General features: G+C 70.7%; 17 protein-coding genes. 5 read left to right on the top strand and 12 right to left on the bottom strand.

What is annotated here, in order from left to right:
• Positions 1 to 18 precede the first annotated feature (18 nt).
• From maiA to MW290_RS00185, 10 genes are all read right to left on the bottom strand, one after another.
• Complete coding sequence (maiA, locus tag MW290_RS00140; RefSeq protein ID WP_250195336.1) at positions 19 to 657, bottom strand: maleylacetoacetate isomerase; 639 nt, start codon at positions 655 to 657, stop codon at positions 19 to 21.
• Entirely contained in the window at positions 654 to 1,793 is a 1,140-nt protein-coding gene (locus MW290_RS00145) for a cupin domain-containing protein (protein ID WP_250195337.1), read from the bottom strand. The genes maiA and MW290_RS00145 overlap by 4 nt, the downstream gene beginning before the upstream one ends.
• A 7-nt stretch (positions 1,794 to 1,800) precedes the next feature.
• Complete coding sequence (locus MW290_RS00150; protein WP_250195338.1) at positions 1,801 to 2,508, bottom strand: fumarylacetoacetate hydrolase family protein; 708 nt, start codon at positions 2,506 to 2,508, stop codon at positions 1,801 to 1,803.
• Positions 2,505 to 3,848 carry an MFS transporter gene (locus MW290_RS00155; RefSeq protein WP_250195339.1) on the bottom strand — a complete coding sequence of 448 codons (1,344 nt, stop codon included), beginning with the start codon at positions 3,846 to 3,848 and terminating at the stop codon, positions 2,505 to 2,507. The genes MW290_RS00150 and MW290_RS00155 overlap by 4 nt, the downstream gene beginning before the upstream one ends.
• 42 nt (positions 3,849 to 3,890) lie before the next feature.
• Positions 3,891 to 5,156, bottom strand: coding sequence for an NAD(P)/FAD-dependent oxidoreductase (locus MW290_RS00160; protein ID WP_250195340.1), 1,266 nt, complete (start codon positions 5,154 to 5,156; stop codon positions 3,891 to 3,893).
• A gap of 25 nt (positions 5,157 to 5,181) precedes the next feature.
• Entirely contained in the window at positions 5,182 to 5,496 is a 315-nt protein-coding gene (locus MW290_RS00165; protein ID WP_250195341.1) for a non-heme iron oxygenase ferredoxin subunit, read from the bottom strand.
• Between the two features lie 10 nt (positions 5,497 to 5,506).
• Entirely contained in the window at positions 5,507 to 5,995 is a 489-nt protein-coding gene (locus tag MW290_RS00170) for an aromatic-ring-hydroxylating dioxygenase subunit beta (RefSeq protein ID WP_250195342.1), read from the bottom strand.
• A 3-nt stretch (positions 5,996 to 5,998) separates the two neighbouring features.
• The gene (locus MW290_RS00175; RefSeq protein ID WP_250195343.1) at positions 5,999 to 7,261 is read right to left on the bottom strand and encodes an aromatic ring-hydroxylating dioxygenase subunit alpha; all 1,263 of its coding nucleotides are present in this window, start codon (positions 7,259 to 7,261) and stop codon (positions 5,999 to 6,001) included.
• Between the two features lie 102 nt (positions 7,262 to 7,363).
• Positions 7,364 to 8,269: a LysR family transcriptional regulator gene (locus tag MW290_RS00180; RefSeq protein WP_250195344.1), complete on the bottom strand. Its 906-nt coding sequence runs from the start codon at positions 8,267 to 8,269 to the stop codon at positions 7,364 to 7,366.
• Complete coding sequence (locus tag MW290_RS00185; RefSeq protein ID WP_250195345.1) at positions 8,260 to 9,216, bottom strand: LysR family transcriptional regulator; 957 nt, start codon at positions 9,214 to 9,216, stop codon at positions 8,260 to 8,262. The genes MW290_RS00180 and MW290_RS00185 overlap by 10 nt, the downstream gene beginning before the upstream one ends.
• Before the next feature lie 97 nt (positions 9,217 to 9,313).
• Between MW290_RS00185 and MW290_RS00190 the strand changes: the two genes are divergently transcribed.
• From MW290_RS00190 to MW290_RS00205, 4 genes are all read left to right on the top strand, one after another.
• The gene (locus tag MW290_RS00190; protein WP_250195346.1) at positions 9,314 to 10,531 is read left to right on the top strand and encodes an MFS transporter; all 1,218 of its coding nucleotides are present in this window, start codon (positions 9,314 to 9,316) and stop codon (positions 10,529 to 10,531) included.
• A gap of 61 nt (positions 10,532 to 10,592) precedes the next feature.
• Positions 10,593 to 12,284 carry an ATP-binding response regulator gene (locus tag MW290_RS00195; protein WP_250195347.1) on the top strand — a complete coding sequence of 564 codons (1,692 nt, stop codon included), beginning with the start codon at positions 10,593 to 10,595 and terminating at the stop codon, positions 12,282 to 12,284.
• Between the two features lie 34 nt (positions 12,285 to 12,318).
• Positions 12,319 to 12,924: a glutathione S-transferase gene (locus MW290_RS00200; protein WP_250195348.1), complete on the top strand. Its 606-nt coding sequence runs from the start codon at positions 12,319 to 12,321 to the stop codon at positions 12,922 to 12,924.
• Positions 12,925 to 12,960: 36 nt separating this feature from the next.
• Complete coding sequence (locus tag MW290_RS00205; RefSeq protein WP_250195349.1) at positions 12,961 to 13,743, top strand: GNAT family N-acetyltransferase; 783 nt, start codon at positions 12,961 to 12,963, stop codon at positions 13,741 to 13,743.
• Here the strand turns inward: MW290_RS00205 and MW290_RS00210 are convergent.
• Positions 13,701 to 14,366, bottom strand: coding sequence for a carboxymuconolactone decarboxylase family protein (locus MW290_RS00210; RefSeq protein WP_375142843.1), 666 nt, complete (start codon positions 14,364 to 14,366; stop codon positions 13,701 to 13,703). The two genes, MW290_RS00205 and MW290_RS00210, sit on opposite strands and share 43 nt — an antisense overlap.
• A 37-nt stretch (positions 14,367 to 14,403) precedes the next feature.
• A complete protein-coding gene (locus MW290_RS00215; protein WP_250195350.1) occupies positions 14,404 to 14,880 on the bottom strand; it encodes a (R)-mandelonitrile lyase in 477 nt (158 codons plus the stop codon).
• A 108-nt stretch (positions 14,881 to 14,988) separates the two neighbouring features.
• On the opposite strand from MW290_RS00215, the gene MW290_RS00220 reads away from it, so the two are divergent.
• Positions 14,989 to 15,885: a LysR family transcriptional regulator gene (locus MW290_RS00220; RefSeq protein WP_250195351.1), complete on the top strand. Its 897-nt coding sequence runs from the start codon at positions 14,989 to 14,991 to the stop codon at positions 15,883 to 15,885.
• The last annotated feature ends 13 nt before the right edge of the window (positions 15,886 to 15,898 follow it).

Consider the following 15,898-nt stretch of genomic DNA (forward strand, 5'->3'; position numbering starts at 1 on the left):
CGGGCGCCGGGCACGGCCTCAGCCGGCGTCCGGCTGCACCGCCGGCGCCGCGCGGCGGAAGGCTTCCAGCCGGCCGCAGGCCTGGTCCACCGCGTGCAGCCGGGGCCAGCGCGCCACGTCCACCTTGAAGCGGCGGGCGCTTTCCACCTGCGGCACCAGGTACACGTCGGCCAGCGTCGGCGCATCGCCGAAGCTGAAGTTGCCGCGCGCCGGGTCGGCCGCCAGCAAGGCCTCGTAGGCGTCGAAGCCGGCTTCGATCCAGCTGGCGCACCAGCGCTGCACGGCAGCTTCATCGGCTGCGAAGTCGTGCCGCAGCGCTTCCAGCACCCGCCGGTTGTTCAGCGGGTGGATGTCGCAGCCCACCAGCGCGGCCAAGGCGCGCACCCGGGCGCGTGCGGCCGGGTCGGCCGGCAGCAGCGGCGGCGTGGGATGCGTCTCTTCCAGCCATTCGATGATGGCCGGCGACTGGATCAGCACCTGGCCGTCCACCTCCAGCGCGGGCACGAGGCCCTGCGGGTTCAGCGCCTTGAAGGCGGCGCCCTGGTGCTGCTCGGTGCGCAGGTCCACCGGCACGTAGTCATAGGCCAGGCCCTTGAGCTGCAGCGCGATGCGCAGCCGGTGCGAGGTGCCGCTGCGGAAGAAGTTGTGGAGCTTCATGCGGTGGTTTCCTGTCGGTGGGCATGCAGGGCTTCGAAGATCGGCGAGTCGCTGAAGCGGAAGAGGTCCAGCCCGGCATCGGCGCTGGCCGTCAGGCTGAAGCTCACCCAGGAAGGCACCACGAACAGGTCGCCGCGCGACACGGTCCAGGTTCGCTCGCCCACCGTCACCGTGCCCGCACCTTCAAACACCTGGAACACCGACGAGCCCACCTCACGCCGCGGCAGGCTGCTGGCGCCTGCGCGCAGCCGGTGCATCTCGGCGCGGATGGTGGGCAGCACGTCGCGCCCGTTGGCCGGGTTGGCGAAGCGCACCGCCGCATGGCCGGGGCTGACGGTGGCGGCGTGGCCTTCGGCCTCCAGCGCCAGCTGGTCGGCCAGCGCACGGTCGGTGTCCACCCAGCGGTAGGCCAGCAGCGGCGTGGCGGTGGGCGCATCGGGCTGCGACAAGGGCCGCAGGCCGGGGTGGCCCCACAGCCGCTCGGCGCGTGACCGCTCGGGCGTGGTCTTCTCGGCGGCGCTGATGCGCTCACGCCCCACCTCGAAGAACTGGCTCTCGGTGTAGTACGAGAACGGGATGTCCAGCCCGTCGATCCAGGCCATGGGCTGGCTGGCGGCGTTGTGGTGGGCATGCCAGTGCCAGCCGGCCTGCGGCAGGAAGTCGCCGCGCGACATGCGCACCGCATCGCCGTTGACCACCGTCCACACGCCCTCGCCTTCCACCACGAAGCGGAAGGCATGCTGGGTGTGGCGGTGCTCGGGCGCGTCTTCACCCGGCATCAGGTACTGGATGGCGGCCCACAGCGTGGGCGTGGCAAAGGGCCGGCCGCCCAGCGCCGGGTTGGCCAGCGCAATGGCCCGCCGCTCACCGCCCCGCCCCACCGGCACGATGCGGCCGGCTTCGGCCGCCAGGGCCTTGAGCCGGTCCCAGCGCCACAGGTGCGGCTGCGCCTGCGAGCGCGGCTGGCGCGGCATCAGGCCGCCGATCTCGGTCCACAGCGGCACCAGCAGTTCCTGCTCGAAGCCGCGGTACAGCGCGTCCAGCGCGGGCGTGGGCTCGGGCTGGCCGGGGCCGGCCACGGCCTTCAGCCGCACCGCAGACGGCGGGCTGTCTTCAGGCGTGAGGGGCTGCAGCATGGCCGCCTCACTCGGCCGCGCCGACGTGAAGCACGATGCTGCCGACGCCTTCGATCTCGCCGTCGATGCGGTCGCCCGGCTGCACCGGGCCCACGCCTTCGGGCGTGCCGGTGAAGATGAGATCGCCCGGCTGCAGGTGGTAGTACTGCGACAGGTCGGCGATCAGCTCGGGGATGTTCCAGATCAGCTTGCCCAGGTCGGACTGCTGGCGCACCTGGCCATTGACGCGCAGCGACAGTGCGCCGCTGGCCAGCACGCGGCCGGGCATGGGCACGATCTCGGACACCACGGAGGAGCCTTCGACGTCCTTGCCCAGGTCCCAGGGGCGGCCCTTGTCGCGCGCGGCCAGCTGCAGGTCGCGGCGCGTCATGTCCAGCCCGCAGGCATAGCCGACCACCAGCGCGGCAGCATCGGCCTGGGTGACACGGAAGCCCGGCGCGCCGATGGCCAGCACCAGTTCCATCTCATGCTGGAAGTCGCGCGTGCCCGGCGGGTAGGCCACGGTGGCGCCGGACTCCACCAGCGTGGACGGGCTCTTGGTGAAGTAGAACGGCACCTCGACCGACTTGTCGACCGGCCGGCCCATTTCCACCGCATGGGCGTGGTAGTTGCGGCCGACGAAGAAGAGGCGCTGCACGGGCAGGCGCTCGCTGCGGCCACGCACGGGCAGCGAAGGAACGGCGGGCGGGTTGAAGAGGTAGGCGATGGCGCTCATTGGGGGGCCTTTTGAAGGGTGCGGGAAAAGGGATGCACGGCCGACCGGCGGTGGTCGATCAGCAGCACCGCGACCATGCCGATGACGGCCGGAATGGCGATGGCGACGAAGTTCTGCTGCAGCGGCAGGTTCATGCCCACCAGCACGCCGATGACGATGGGCGCCAGGATGGCGCCGCTGCGGCCGATGCCCAGCGCCCAGCCCAGGCCGGTGGCACGCACCGCCATCGGGTAGAACTGGCCGGCATAGGCATTGGCCACGATCTGCGTGCCGATGGTGGAGGCGCCGGCCAGGCCGACGACCAGGAACAGCGCCTCGGTGGGCATGCGGTAGCCCAGCAGCGTGATGGACACGGCGGCCAGCGCATACATGCCGGCCAGCACCTTCTTGATGTGGAAGCGGTCGGCCAGCCAGCCGCCGCCCACCGCGCCGACGATGGCGCCCACGTTGAGCACCAGCACGAAGGTGAGCGCCGAGCCCAGGCTGTAGCCGGCGCCGGCCATCAGCTTGGTGAGCCAGGAGCTGAGCGCATACACCATGAACAGGCACATGAAGAAGGCCACCCAGAACATCAAGGTGGAAAAGCCGCGGCCGTCCTGGAACAGCTGGCGGATGGGTGCGCCCACGGCCTTGTCCTGCGCAGGCAGCGTGAACACGTCGCCCTCGGCCGGCCGATGGGCCGGGTCCAGCGCGGCGGCGATGCGCTGCAGCTCGGCCTGGCGCCCTTGCGCGATCAGGAAGGCCATGGACTCGGGCATCTGGCGCAGGATGAACGGGATCAGCAGCACCGGCAGGCCCGCGGCCAGGAACACCGACGGCCAGCCGTGGCTTTCGATCAGGCCCTTGCCCAGCAGCGCGGCGATGACGCCGCCCACCGCATAGCCGCTGAACATCAGCGTGACCAGCGTGGCGCGCATCTTCTTGGGCGCGTATTCGGTCATCTGCGCCACCACGTTGGGCATCACGCCGCCGATGCCCAGGCCGGCCAGGAAGCGCATCAGCGCGAAGCCGAGCGGATCGTGCGTGAAGCCCGCTGCCGCGGTGAACACGCTGAACAGGGCCACGCAGATGGCGATGGCCCGGGGGCGGCCGATGCGGTCGGCGATGGTGCCCATGAAGATGGCGCCGAACACCATGCCGAAGAGCGCCGAGCTGACCATCAGGCCAGCCTGCGCCGGGTCCACGCCCAGGTCCTTCATGATGGCGGGCAGCGCGATGCCGACCACGGCCAGGTCGTAGCCGTCGAAGATGATGATGAGGGCGCACCAGCACAGCACGCCGAGGTGGAAGCGGTTGAAGCGGGCCTCGTCGGCCAGCCGTTGAACGTCGATGCGACGCATGGGTTTGTCTCCTGGGTTGTGTGTGTGTTGTCGTGCCGCGGATCAAAGCCGCGACATCGGGATGGCGGGGTCGGCCAGCCGGGCCGGGTCGATGGGCTTGCGCTGCTCGATCAGCCGGCGCGCGAAGCGCAGGTCCTTGGCGGCATTGGGGCCGAGGGCGGCTTCGATGACCGCGCCGTTCAGGTAGCACACGAGGAAGCTGCCGCTGCCGGGCGTGCCCCGCAGCACCGCCTGGTGCGTGGGCAGCGGCATGCCGTGGATCTGCAGGTTCATGCCGTACTGGTCGGACCAGAACCACGGCAGCGGCTGGTAGCTCACCAGCCGGCCCAGGGCAGACCGCGCCGCCGCCATGCCCTGCTCCTGCGCGTTCTGCCACGACTCCAGCCGCAGCCGCCGGCCAGCCCAGGGGTTGAAGCTCACCGCCACGTCGCCCGCGGCCAGGATGTGCGGGTCGCTGGTGCGGCAGGTGTCGTCCACCAGCACGCCGCCGTCGCAGTCCAGGCCGGCTTCGCGCGCCAGCTCGTCATTGGGCAGCAGGCCGATGCCAGCCACCACGGTGTCGGCCTGCAGCGTGCGGCCATCGGCCAGGTGCACGACGGCAGCGCCGGCCCCGGCCTCCACCCGCTCCACCACCGCACCCAGCAGCACCTGCGTGCCCTGCGCCTGGTGCAGCGCCAGCAGGTGCTCCGAGACATCGCGGGGCACGGTGCGTTCGCACAGCCGGCCTTGCGCTTCCACCACGGTGACGGCCATGCCGCGGCTGCGGGCGGTGGCGGCCACTTCCAGCCCCACCCAGCCGCCGCCGATGACCACCAGCTGCCGGCCGGGCTGCAGCCGCGGCGCCAGCGCCAGCGCATCGCCGATGGTGCGCAGCAGGTGCACCTGCACCGCGGCGTCCACCGGCACGGGCAACGGCCGGGCGCGACCGCCGGTGCACAGGATCAGGCGGTGGTAGCCGATGGCGCTGCCGTCCTGCAGCAGCACCTGGCGTGCCGCGCGGTCGATGCGCTGCGCGCGCACCCCGGGGCGCCAATCCAGGTTCAGGGCGGCGAAGGCCTCGGGCTTGAACAGCGCGGTGCTTTCAGGCGCCGCGGTGCCGGCCAGCACCGCCTTGGACAGCGGCGGCCGTTCATGCGGCGGATGCGGCTCGTCGCCCAGCAGCACGATGCGGCCGGCCCAGCCCTCCTGCCGCAAGGTGTGGGCGGCCCAGCCGCCGGCCTGGCCGGCGCCGATGATGACGATGGTGTCGGCCGCGCAGGCCGGGGCGGCGCATGCGGCGGCCGCGACCGGGGGTCGCTGGGCATCCATGAAGCTCTCCTGGAAGGGGCGGCGGTCAGTCGAGCGCCAGCCACACGCGGCCGGCTTCGATCTTCACGGGGTAGCAGCGCACCGCCTCGGTGATGGGGGCGCAGGTGGGCTGGCCGGAGCGCACGTCGAAGCGCCCCTGGTGCAGCGGGCATTCGATCTCATGGCCTTCGAGGAAGCCGTCGCACAGCCGCGCATGGCCGTGGGTGCACAGGTTGTCGGTGGCAAACACCTGGCCCTCCACGCCATACAGCGCGATGTCGCGGCCAGCCACCGCCACGCCGATCACATCGTCGGGCGGCACGTCGCCTTCGGCGGCGGCGTCGATCCAGTTCGTCGTCATCGCCGTCTCCTCAGATGGGGTAGATCAGCGAGTTGGGGATCATCTCGCTGTCGTAGATCACCAGCCGTGAAGCGAACTTCAGGCCCTCGGGCGTACGCACCACCTCGTCGATGGTGCGGCCCACGTTGAACACCGTGCTCTCCTTCGACAGCCGGGTTCGGAACACCGCGTAGTTGGCCTCGGCATGCAGCCGGCCGTCGGCGTCCACCCGGCGCACCACCGGCGCGCCCACCACGTGGCGCTGGTAGTAGGGGTCGTGGAACAGCGTCTCCTGGATGCCGTAGATGCGGTCCTTGAGCATGCCCTGGCTGTCGAAGGCCAGCGTGGCCAGCGGAAAGCCGCGTTCATGGTTCTCGCGCGGCTGCAGCTTGTATACGCAGGGGTCGGTGAAGAAGCCGGGCCAGGCGTCCCACTGCCCGCTGTCCAGCGCCGAGGCATAGTCGGCGTACAGCTGCAGCAGCTCGGCGTAGTCTTGAAAGTCGATGCGAAGACGGCTCATCGCTCAAGCCTCCATCACTTCACGCCAGTAGGCGTACATGCCGCGGATCAGCGTCTCGGTCACCATGTGGTCGGTGTTCTCCACGCCATGCCCGCCCAGCTCGGCCAGCGTGCGGTGGAAGGGCTTGCTCTCGAAGCCGGCCTGCGACCATTCGATGGCCTCGCCGTCGTCGGCCGACACAAAGCCCGCCGGGCCGAACAGGTTGGCCTGGCGCAGCCGGCGCTGGGTCATCTCCTCGCTGTCGTCCTCGAAGCCGAAGTGCGTCCACACGAAGTCGAAGGCACCATGCCCGTCGGGCTGGATATGGCGGGTAGACACGCTGTTGACCTGCTGCTGGAAGATGACGCTGGGAAACACCGTGGTCATCACCGCGGTGGGGCCGCCCCACCAGGGCTCGGGCACGATGTCCAGGAAGCGTGCGTCGTGCAGCTGCATGCTGTCCTTGAAGCTGGACACCTGCGTCACCTGCCCGGCCTGGCCGGCATTGCCGCGGGTGGACACCATGGCCGCATGGCGGTGGCGCTCGTCCATCACCAGCTGCGACTTGTTGTCGGCCCGCCAGAGGCCGAAGGTGACGAACCAGGTGTGCAGCAGGCCCGGGTGGTACGGGTCCTTGATATTCTCCTGCATCAGCTTCCAGTTGCCCGGGATGCGCTGGCGGTTGTAGCCCAGGATCTTCAACGGCCGGCCGTTGAAGAGGCGATCGAAGTAGCCCAGGATCTGCGGGCCGAGGAAGTCTTCCAGCGGCTGCACGCTGGGGTCGAAGGAGGCGAACACCACGCCGCCACGCCGCGCCACCTTGAGCTTGGTCAGGCCATGGTCGGCGGGCTTGAAGTCGGCCGGCATGCCGCCGTTGACCTTGCCGTCCTGCTTGACGCCGCGGCGGAACGGCACGCCCTGCAGGTCGCCCGACAGGCTGTAGTTCCACTGGTGGTAGGGGCAGGTCAGGCTCTCGCGGTTGCCATGGCGCTCACGGCAGAAGGCCATGCCGCGGTGGGCGCAGACGTTCTCCACCACGTGGATGCTGCCGTCCTTGTCGCGCACCATCAGCACCGAGCGCTCGCCCACCACGGTGCGCTTGAAGTCGCCGGCGTGGGGGATCTCGGCTTCCAGCCCCACGTAGCACCAGTGGCCGCGGTAGAAGAAGCGGTCCAGTTCCTGGCGGTACACCTGCTCGTCGGTGTAGGCCTGGAAGGGGATGCGGCTGGTGCCATCGGTTTCCCAGCGCAGCTGCTGCGGAAACACCGTGACGGGGCACTCCTGCATGCTTGTCTCCTGTGATGTGTTCGTCGTTGGCCCGCATCATTGGCGGGCCCGGGCCATCACGCAATGCAATCGCGTGAATACACCACATCACCGGATTGAATGTCAGGCGTCGCCGAACAGCTCGAACACCACGCCGCGCAGCCACTGGTGGGCGGGCGAGCGGTGCACCTTGGCATGCCAGAAGACGTTGATCGCGACCTGCGGCAGCTTGACCGGATGGCGCCGGTGCGTCAGCTGGAAGGGACCGCTCAGGCTGTCGGCCAGCCGCTCGGTCACGGTGGCCACCAGGTCGGTCTGCCGCAGGATGTGACCCACGCCCACGAAGTGCGGCACGCTCAGCCGAACGTTGCGGTGGATGCCCGACTTGCGAAGCAGTTCGTCCACCGCGCCATGGCCGGTGCCGGCGGACACCACCGTCAGGTGCTCGGCGGCCTGGAAGTCGGCCAGGCTCAGGCGCGGCTTGTCCAGCGGGTGGCCCTGGCGGAACAGGCACACATAACGCTGGCTGAACAGCCGCCGCTGGAAGAAGCCGGCCTTGAGCTGCGGCAGTGGTCCGATGGCCAGGTCCACCTGGCCCGACTCCATCTCTTCACGCAGGTGGGTGGCCGCATTGCGCACGGTGTTGAGCGTGATGCCGGGCGCGATCTGCCGCAGCCGCTCCATCAGCACGGGCAGGAACACGATCTCGCCGATGTCGGTCATGCCGATGGTCATCGAGCGCTTGACGCTGGCCGGATCGAACACCACCTGCTGGTTCAGGCCGCCGTGGATCAGGGCCAGCGCCTCGCCCACCGGGCCGGCCAGTTGCTCGGCAAACGGCGTGGGCACCATGCCGGCGGGCGTGCGCAGGAACAGCTCGTCGCCCAGCAGCCGGCGCAGCTTGGCCAGCGAGTTGCTGACGGCCGGCTGCGTGAGGCCCAGCTGCTCGGCCACCTTGGACACGCGCCGCTCGCGCATCAGCTGCTGGAACAGCACCAGCTGGTTGAGGTCGATGTCGGTCAGCTCCATGCGCCCTCCTGCAGCCCGCCCCAGGCGGTCGCGGCCATCGCGCCGCGCATCACCTCGATGAACCGCCGCAGCCGCGCCGGCTGCCAGCGACCCGGCGGATAGACCAGCCACACCGGCAGCGGCTCGGCCCGCCACTGCGGCACCAGCTGCAGCAGCCGGCCTGCGGCCAGGTCTTCGGCCATCAGCCAGGCCGAGCCCACGGCCACGCCCAGGCCTTCCAGCGCGGCACTGCGCAGCGCATACAGGCTGTCGGTGGCCATGCGCGGGCGCAGCGCCAGCGTGGCCTGCTCGCCCGTGGCCTCATGCGTCAGCGTGATGCTGTCGCGGTAGTAGGTGCGCAGCGCCAGCCAGGGCAGCTCGGCCAGTGCCTGCGCCTGCGCGGGCGGCGGCCGGCCGGCCAGCACCGAGGGCGCCGCCACCACGATGCGCGGCACCTCGGACAGGCGCAGCGCCACCACCGAGGGATCGGTGACCGCGCCCACGTGGATGGCGCAGTCGATGCCATCGGCCACGAAGTCGGGCGTGCCGTCGTGCAGCAGCCATTCCACCGACACCCGCGGCCAGCGGCGCAGGTAATCGGCCAGTGGCGCCACCAGCCGCTGCTGGCCGAAGGCATGCGGCACCACCACGCGCAGCGTGCCCTCGGGCTCGTCCACCGCGCCGCGCAGGTCGGCTTCCAGCGCCTGCCAGTCGTACAGCAGCGCACGGGCACGGTGGTAGCAGCGCTCGCCGTCTTCGGTCAGCTTCATGGTGTGGGTGGACCGCTTGAGCAGCGGCAGGCCCAACGCCCTTTCCAGCGCCTGCAGCCGGCGGCTGATGGTGGGCTGGGTGGTGCCCAGCTGCGCCGCCGCGGCCGAGAGGCTGCCCGCCTCGACGATGCGCACGAAGGTCTGCATCAGCGCGATGCGGTCCAGCGACAAAGGCGCGGGTGATTCGGGGCTGCTCATACGCCCAATGTATGAGCAATCTACGCCTGGCGCTACTACACGGGGATCGGGCGCCTGGCCACACTGCGGGCACCGCAGATCAACCGGCTTCTTCCTCATGTCAACCATTCATGCAACGCATGCCACGCCCGCCACCCCCGCGGCCACGGCGCCCTTGTCCACCGGCCTGGTGGCCCTGCTCGCCGGCGCGGCCGGGCTCTCCGTCGCCTCGCTGTACTACAGCCAGCCGATGCTGGGCGTGCTGGGGCCGGACATCGGCGCCAGCGAGCGCGCGGTGGGCGGCATTCCCATGCTCACGCAGCTGGGCTACGCGCTGGGCATCGGCCTGCTGGCGCCGCTGGGCGACCGTTACGACCGCCGCCGCATCATCGTCATCAAGGCCGGGCTGCTGGCGCTGGCGCTGCTGGTGGCCGGTGCGGCGCCCTCGGTGGGCTGGCTGCTGGCGGCCAGCCTGGCCATCGGCCTGACGGCCACGCTGGCGCAGGACGTGGTGCCCGCCGCCGCCACGCTGGCGCCCGAGGCGCACCGCGGCAAGGTGGTGGGCACGGTGATGACGGGGCTGCTGGGCGGCATCCTGCTGTCACGCGTGGTCAGCGGCTTCGTGGCCGAGCATTTCGGCTGGCGGGTGGTGTTCATCGCGGCGGCGCTCAGCATCGTGGCGGTGGGGGCGGCGGTGTGGCGCGGGCTGCCGCGCTTCCGGCCCACCACCCAGCTGGGCTACGGCGCCCTGCTCGGCTCGCTGGCCAAGCTGTGGCGGCGCCATCCCGCGCTGCGGCGCGCGGCCTGGGCGCAGGGCCTGCTGTCGGTGGGCTTCAGCGCCTTCTGGTCGACGCTGGCGGTGATGCTGCATGGCGCGCCCTTCCACCTGGGCAGCGCCGCGGCCGGTGCTTTCGGCCTGGCGGGGGCGGCGGGTGCGCTGGCCGCGCCGCTGGCCGGCCGGCTGGCCGATCGTTCGGGCCCGGCGCACGTCACCCGGCTGGGTGCGGGGCTGGTGTCGGTCTCGTTCGCGTCGATGGCACTGCTGCCGCTGCTGCCGCCGGCTGCGCAGCTGTGGGCCCTGGGCCTGGCCGCGCTGGGCTTCGACCTGGGCATACAGGCCACGCTGGTGGCGCACCAGACCATCGTCTACGGCATCGAGCCCGGCGCCCGCAGCCGCCTGAACGCCGTGCTGTTCGTCGGCGTGTTCGTGGGCATGGCCGCCGGTGCGGCGCTGGGCAGCCTGGCGCTGGCGCAATGGGGCTGGGCCGGTGTCACGGCGCTGGCCACGGCCAGCGGTCTGACCGCGCTGTCGGTGCGGTGGCGCACGCCGGATTGAGGCGCGATGACCCTTTCGGCGGCCAGGGGTGAGAATCGCGCCCAAGCTGCCGGACGTAACCATGAGCAACAAAAACCATCACAAGGCCTGGATCGCTGCCTCCCTCACCGGCGCGTTGGCCTTGATGGCCAGCGTCTGGTGGGCCCAACGCAGCTTCGGCGACGGCTTCCTGCCGCACGGCTTCTGCCTGACCTGGATACCCGGCCTGCTGTGGCTGCACGTGGCCAGCGACACGCTGATCGCACTGGCCTACCTGTCCATCCCGATCACGTTGCTGTACTTCGTGCGGCGGCGGCCCGACCTGCCCTTCGGGCCGATGTACCTGCTGTTCGGCGCCTTCATCGTGGCCTGCGGCATCACCCACCTGATGGATGTGTGGACGCTGTGGAACCCCGACTACTGGCTGGCCGGTGGCATCAAGGCCGTGACGGCCGCCGTGTCGGTGACCACGGCCTTCGCGCTGGTGGCGGCGCTGCCGCGGGCACTGACGCTGCCTTCGGTGCAGCAGCTGGAAAAGGCCAAGGCCGCCCTGGAAGACGAGGTGCGCGCCCGCTGCCAGGCCGAGGCCGAGCTGCGCCGCATCCAGGCCGAGCTGGAGCAGCGCGTGGCCCAGCGCACCGCCGCGCTGGCCGAGGCCACCGCGCTGCTGGACGGCCTGTTCGACGCGGTGCCCACCGGCATCGCCGTGTTCGACGACGCCGACCGCTACGTGCGCGTGAACCCGGCGCTGGGCCGCATCAATGGCGCGCCCACCGCCGACCATGCCGGCCGCAGCCTGGCCGACATGGTGCCCACGCTGGCCGACGAGGTCGGCGGCCACCTGGCCACGGTGCGCCGCACAGGCCAGCCCTTGCTGGGGCTGGAGGTCAGCGGCCATGTGCCCGGCCGGGCCGGGCTGAGCAGCTATGCGGTGAGCTACTTTCCGGTGGCCGGCGCGGGCGGCACGGTGCATGTGGGCGCCATCTGCGAAGACATCACCGAACGCCGCGCCGCCGAAGCCGAGCGCGTGCACCTGCTGCAAGAGGCGCAGGAGGCCAACCGCCTGAAGGGCGAGTTCGTGGCCCATGTGTCGCACGAGTTGCGCACGCCGCTGCAGGCGCTGCTGTCGTGGGTGGGTCTGCTCAAGAGCGGCAAGCTCGATGCCAAGGCCACGGCCCGCGCCTTCGAGCGGCTGGAGCACAACGTGCAGCTGCAGTCACGCATGATCGCCGAGCTGCTGGGCGCTGCGCGCAGCCCCGGCCTGGACGTGGCCGAGGCGGCCCGTGTGGCAGGCGCCCAGGCCAGTGCCACGCCCCCGACTCTGGCGGCCAACTCGACCACCATGGCGGCCACACCGGCCCGCCCGACGGCCGAGAGCAACGACCAGCCGCTGCTCGACCTGCGCATCCTGTACGTGGAAGACGAACCCGACGTGGCCGAGGCCACGGCGCAGGCCCTGGGGGCGCTGGGCGCCCGGGTGGCGCTGGCGCCTGCGCCCGACGCCGCGGCCGAGCTGCTGCGCAGCGCCGCCTTCGATGTGCTGGTGAGCGACCTGCGGCTGGCCGACGGCGCCACCGGCTTCGACGTGCTGGAACGCGTGCGCCAGCTGGACCGCCGGCTGCCGGCGATCGCCTTGTCGGCCTACGGCAGCGAGCGCGACCTGGCCGCCACCAGCCAGGCCGGCTTCGTGCACCACCTGGTCAAACCGGTGGATGCGCAGACCCTGGCCAGCGCGGTGCTCAAGGTGCTGCAGGGCCGGGCTGCGGCCGGTTGATACCCTCCTTGTTCAACTTCAGGAAGTGAGCCCCATGGAACTCATCGGCATGCTCGATTCGCCTTATGTCCGCCGCGTGGCGGTGGCGCTGCAGCAGCTGGACCTGCCTTTCACGCACCAGTCGATCTCGGTGTTCCGCGGCATCGACCAGTTCCGCCAGATCAACCCGGTGGTGAAGGCGCCCACGCTGTTATGCGACGACGGCACGGTGCTGATGGACTCCACCTTGATCCTGCTGTACGCCGAAGGCCTGGCCGGCCGCCGCCTGCAGCCGGGTGATGCTCCATCGCTGCGGCTGACCGGCTTGGCGCTGGCCGCCTGCGAGAAAAGCGTGCAGATCGTCTACGAGCACCATGTGCGCCCGGCCGACAAGCGCCACGAGCCCTGGCTGGCCCGCGTGACTGAGCAGATGACCACCGCCTACCGCCTGCTGGACAGCGAACTGGCCGGCCGCCCGCCGCAGCTGGACGATGCCGGCATCACCGCCGCGGTGGTGTGGTTCTTCAGCCAGCAGATGCACCCCGAGCTGCTGCCCGCGGCCGAACACCCCCACCTCAGCGCGCTCTCCGCCTGGGCCGAGCAGCAGCCGGCGCTGCGGGCGGCGGCGCATGGGGAGGGGGTGTATCCGACGGCGGGTTGACAGATGCTCTCCGGGCCAGCCCGCCGGTTCCAGGCCGTGCAAGCCGGTGAGCTGCTCGGCCTGCTGCCCGAGACCGTTCATGCGGTGTTCGCCCGGCATGTGGCGGCCAAGGCCCCTTCTTCCACAGCCCTCTGGTGCGCCGAGACAGGTGAATGGGCGCTCGGCGGCTCGCTGTCCGGTTTGCCTGAAGTGCCGGATCTGTGGGCGTTGGTGCGTCACCCATCGCGGCTTGCGACGCTGGCCGAAGAACTTGGCCAGCGAGATGCCAACGACGGCGTCGCGCTGGTGCAGCCGTTCAGCGAGGCCATGGTGAGCGCGCCGGCCATCGACAGGCACTACGTCCGCACCGCGCCACGAGCGCGGGACCACAGCACACAGGGCGTACGTCCGCTTTGCATGGAGGACTTCGAGACACAGGTGCTGCACGAGGAAATCGGCGCGCTGCTCGGCCGTCCGCAGTTGCTGATCGAGGACTTCGGCGGGCTGTCCCAGTTCATGGTCTGCGAAGTGGGTGGCATGGTCGTCGCCGTGGCGGATGCGGTGGTTCAGCACGGCCCGCACGCGGCCATCCAGCAGGTGTACACGGCGCGGGCCTTCAGGCGCCGGGGCATCTCCAGTGCGCTGGTGGCCCGGCTCGGCGACCAGATCACGGCACAGGGCCGAGTGGCCCTGTATGTGTGCGATGCCAGCAACCAGGCGTCGAGCGCCACGGCTGAACGAGCCGGATTCAACTTCGCCGCCAGCCTCCCTTGCTTTCCCAGTGGCTTGCAGGCAGCTCAGCCACCCGGGTGGGCGTCCAGCGCCGCCTGCAAGCACTGACCGGCGTCGGTTTGCCCCGCATCGGCCAGCGTGGCCGCTAGCTGCTTCAACTGCGCGATGGTCAGCCCGACGTTCAGGCTGATGCGGATGTGCGCCTGCAGTTGCGAGGCCACGCCCGTCAGGGCCGACAGCGCGGCCACGGTGGCCAGCTCGCGCTGGCGCCAGTCCAGGTTGTCGCGCGCGAAGATGTCGCCGAAAAGATGGGTCTTCAAGTACTGGTCGACGGCAGGCGCGAATTCGAACAGCGGCCCCCTCACCGGTGCGCCCGTCAAACGCGTCTGGTTGGCTGTGCCCACCGCCAGCATCTGCTCAGGCGGTGGCAAGGGACCAGGGGCGCGGCCCTGCGCATCGGCAACACCGCGCTGCCGGCGCGCTTCCAGCACCTTCATGAACTCGGCCAGCGCATTCAGGCTGCGCGGAAAGCCGGCATAGGCGTACAGCTGCACCAGCACTTCCTTGATCTCGTTGACCGTCAGGCCGGCGTCCAGGCCCTGGTCGAGCGCGGCTGACAGGCGGCCCATGTCGCCAGCGGCGGTGGCCGCGGCGATGGGGCCGATGGCCAGTTGCGGGTCGGTCAGCAGCGGATCGGCCATGGCGGCGGTGCAGGCCACGCCCACCGCCATGCCCAGCAGGGCGCGGCGGCTGCAGCAGGCCGGGGCTTCAGCGTCCGAGGTACTGTGCATCGCTCACCTTCTCCAGCCAGTCCACGGCCTTGCCGGCCACCACGCCGGTGATGGCGATGTGCGTCATCGCGCTGCCGGGCGCGGCGCCATGCCAGTGCTTGACGCCGGGCGGGCACCAGACCACGTCGCCGGCACGTATCTGCTGGATGGGCTTGCCCCATTCCTGCGTCAGCCCCACGCCCTCGGTGACGATGAGCTGCTGGCCGGCCGGGTGGGTGTGCCAGGCCGAGCGCGCACCGGGCTGGAACTGCACGATGCCACCCGACGCATTCATGGCGGGCGTGGCCGCAAAAGCCAGCGTCACCCGCACCGCGCCGGTGAAGGTCTCGGCGGGTCCGTCCATCGTGGTCAGCTCCTGGGCCAGGCTGATCTTCTGGCCCGCGGGCGCCGGCTCGGCCGAGGCACCGTGGGCGATGGCTGCACAGGTGAGGCAGCCCATGAGGCGCTTGAACATTGAACCGTCCTTTCAGCTGGTGCGATGAACTATAGGAAGGCCGGTCCTGTGTGAGAAGACGCCTAAACTGAACAAATTCGTGCGCCACATTCACCAATCCAGCCGCCCATGCCACGCACCCCGCTCGCCGACCTGCAGGCCTTCGTCACCGTGGCGCGAACCCGCAGCTTCACCCGCGCGGCTGCGCAGCTGGATGTCTCGCGATCGGCGCTGAGCCATGCGATCACCGGCCTGGAGGCCCGGCTCGGCCTGCGGCTGCTCACCCGCACCACCCGCAGCGTCTCGGTCACCGAGGCGGGTGAGCGGCTGCTGCAGGTGCTGGCGCCCCGCTTCGAAGACATCGACGCCGAACTGGACCAGCTGACCGCGGCACGCGACACGCCGGCCGGCACCGTGCGCATCACCTCCCACGACCACGCGATACGCACCGTGCTGTGGCCGCGGCTGCTGCCACTGATGCGGCAATACCCCGACGTGCAGATCGAACTGAGCGTGGACTACGCGCTCACCGACATCGCTGCCCAGCGCTTCGATGCCGGGGTGCGCCTGGGCAACCGGGTGGACAAGGACATGATCGCGGTGCGCATCTCGCCCGACTTCCGCATGGCGGTGGCCGCGTCGCCGGGCTACCTGCAGGGCCGCAGCCGGCCCCGCACACCGCGCGACCTGACCGAGCACGCCTGCATCAACCTGCGGCTGCCCACGCACGGCAACCTCTATGCGTGGGAGTTCGAGAAGCGCGGCAGGCAGTTGCAGGTGAAGGTGGGTGGCCAGGTGGTGCTGAACAACACCCTGCTGATGCTGCAGGCGGCGCTGGACGACCGCGGCCTGTGCTACGTGCCCGAGGACCTGATACAGCCCTACGTGCAAGCCGGCCTGCTGCAACCGGTGCTGGAAGACTGGTGGCCGCGCCAGGCCGGCTACCACCTGTACTACCCGTCACGCCGGCAGCAGTCGCCCGCGCTGGCGCTGGTGATCGAGGCGCTGCGGCTGCGGGGGGCCTGAGCCCCGCAACCGA

Origin of the sequence: Aquincola tertiaricarbonis (genome assembly GCF_023573145.1) — a bacterium.
GTDB lineage: Bacteria > Pseudomonadota > Gammaproteobacteria > Burkholderiales > Burkholderiaceae_C > Aquincola > Aquincola tertiaricarbonis_B.